The following is a 1,753-nucleotide window of genomic DNA, read 5'->3' as shown; positions in this document are numbered from 1 at the left end:
AATCAATATCATTAGGTAAGGAGGTGATCCAACCGCAGGTTCCCCTACGGTTACCTTGTTACGACTTCACCCCAGTCATGAATCACAAAGTGGTAAGCGCCCTCCCGAAGGTTAAGCTACCTACTTCTTTTGCAACCCACTCCCATGGTGTGACGGGCGGTGTGTACAAGGCCCGGGAACGTATTCACCGTAGCATTCTGATCTACGATTACTAGCGATTCCGACTTCACGGAGTCGAGTTGCAGACTCCGATCCGGACTACGACGTACTTTATGAGGTCCGCTGGCTCTCGCGAGTTCGCTTCTCTTTGTATACGCCATTGTAGCACGTGTGTAGCCCTACTCGTAAGGGCCATGATGACTTGACGTCATCCCCACCTTCCTCCGGTTTATCACCGGCAGTCTCCTTTGAGTTCCCACCATGACGTGCTGGCAACAAAGGATAAGGGTTGCGCTCGTTGCGGGACTTAACCCAACATTTCACAACACGAGCTGACGACAGCCATGCAGCACCTGTCTCAGAGTTCCCGAAGGCACTAAGCTATCTCTAGCGAATTCTCTGGATGTCAAGAGTAGGTAAGGTTCTTCGCGTTGCATCGAATTAAACCACATGCTCCACCGCTTGTGCGGGCCCCCGTCAATTCATTTGAGTTTTAACCTTGCGGCCGTACTCCCCAGGCGGTCGACTTAACGCGTTAGCTCCGGAAGCCACGCCTCAAGGGCACAACCTCCAAGTCGACATCGTTTACAGCGTGGACTACCAGGGTATCTAATCCTGTTTGCTCCCCACGCTTTCGCACCTGAGCGTCAGTCTTTGTCCAGGGGGCCGCCTTCGCCACCGGTATTCCTCCAGATCTCTACGCATTTCACCGCTACACCTGGAATTCTACCCCCCTCTACAAGACTCTAGCTTGCCAGTTTCAAATGCAGTTCCCACGTTAAGCGCGGGGATTTCACATCTGACTTAACAAACCGCCTGCGTGCGCTTTACGCCCAGTAATTCCGATTAACGCTTGCACCCTCCGTATTACCGCGGCTGCTGGCACGGAGTTAGCCGGTGCTTCTTCTGCGAGTAACGTCAATGAACAGTGCTATTAACACTGAACCCTTCCTCCTCGCTGAAAGTGCTTTACAACCCGAAGGCCTTCTTCACACACGCGGCATGGCTGCATCAGGCTTGCGCCCATTGTGCAATATTCCCCACTGCTGCCTCCCGTAGGAGTCTGGACCGTGTCTCAGTTCCAGTGTGGCTGGTCATCCTCTCAGACCAGCTAGGGATCGTCGCCTAGGTGAGCCATTACCCCACCTACTAGCTAATCCCATCTGGGCACATCTGATGGCGTGAGGCCCGAAGGTCCCCCACTTTGGTCCGAAGACGTTATGCGGTATTAGCTACCGTTTCCAGTAGTTATCCCCCTCCATCAGGCAGTTTCCCAGACATTACTCACCCGTCCGCCGCTCGTCACCCGGAGAGCAAGCTCTCCTGTGCTACCGCTCGACTTGCATGTGTTAGGCCTGCCGCCAGCGTTCAATCTGAGCCATGATCAAACTCTTCAATTAAAAGCTTGATTTGCTTCAACTCGTGAAGCGATGCTCGAAAATTAACTTTCGTAATCGTCGTTCTGTTGGACAAGCCAACGAAACAACGTATTGCTTGGTCACTCTTCAAGACTTGATATTTTTTCGAACCCGAAGGTTCTGGATATCGTCTTGTGGAGTGCCCACACAGATTGTCTGATAAATTGTTAAAGAGC

1 rRNA gene is annotated in these 1,753 nt (G+C 52.4%); it reads right to left on the bottom strand.

From position 1 onward, the window contains the following. Nucleotides 1-16: 16 nt before the first annotated feature. Nucleotides 17-1,559: ribosomal RNA gene (locus E5C26_RS24525) — 16S ribosomal RNA — on the bottom strand. Nucleotides 1,560-1,753: the final 194 nt, after the last annotated feature.

The organism is Serratia proteamaculans, from assembly GCF_004684015.1.
Taxonomy (GTDB): domain Bacteria; phylum Pseudomonadota; class Gammaproteobacteria; order Enterobacterales; family Enterobacteriaceae; genus Serratia; species Serratia proteamaculans_F.
This window is presented reverse-complemented; position numbering and strand designations above follow the sequence as displayed.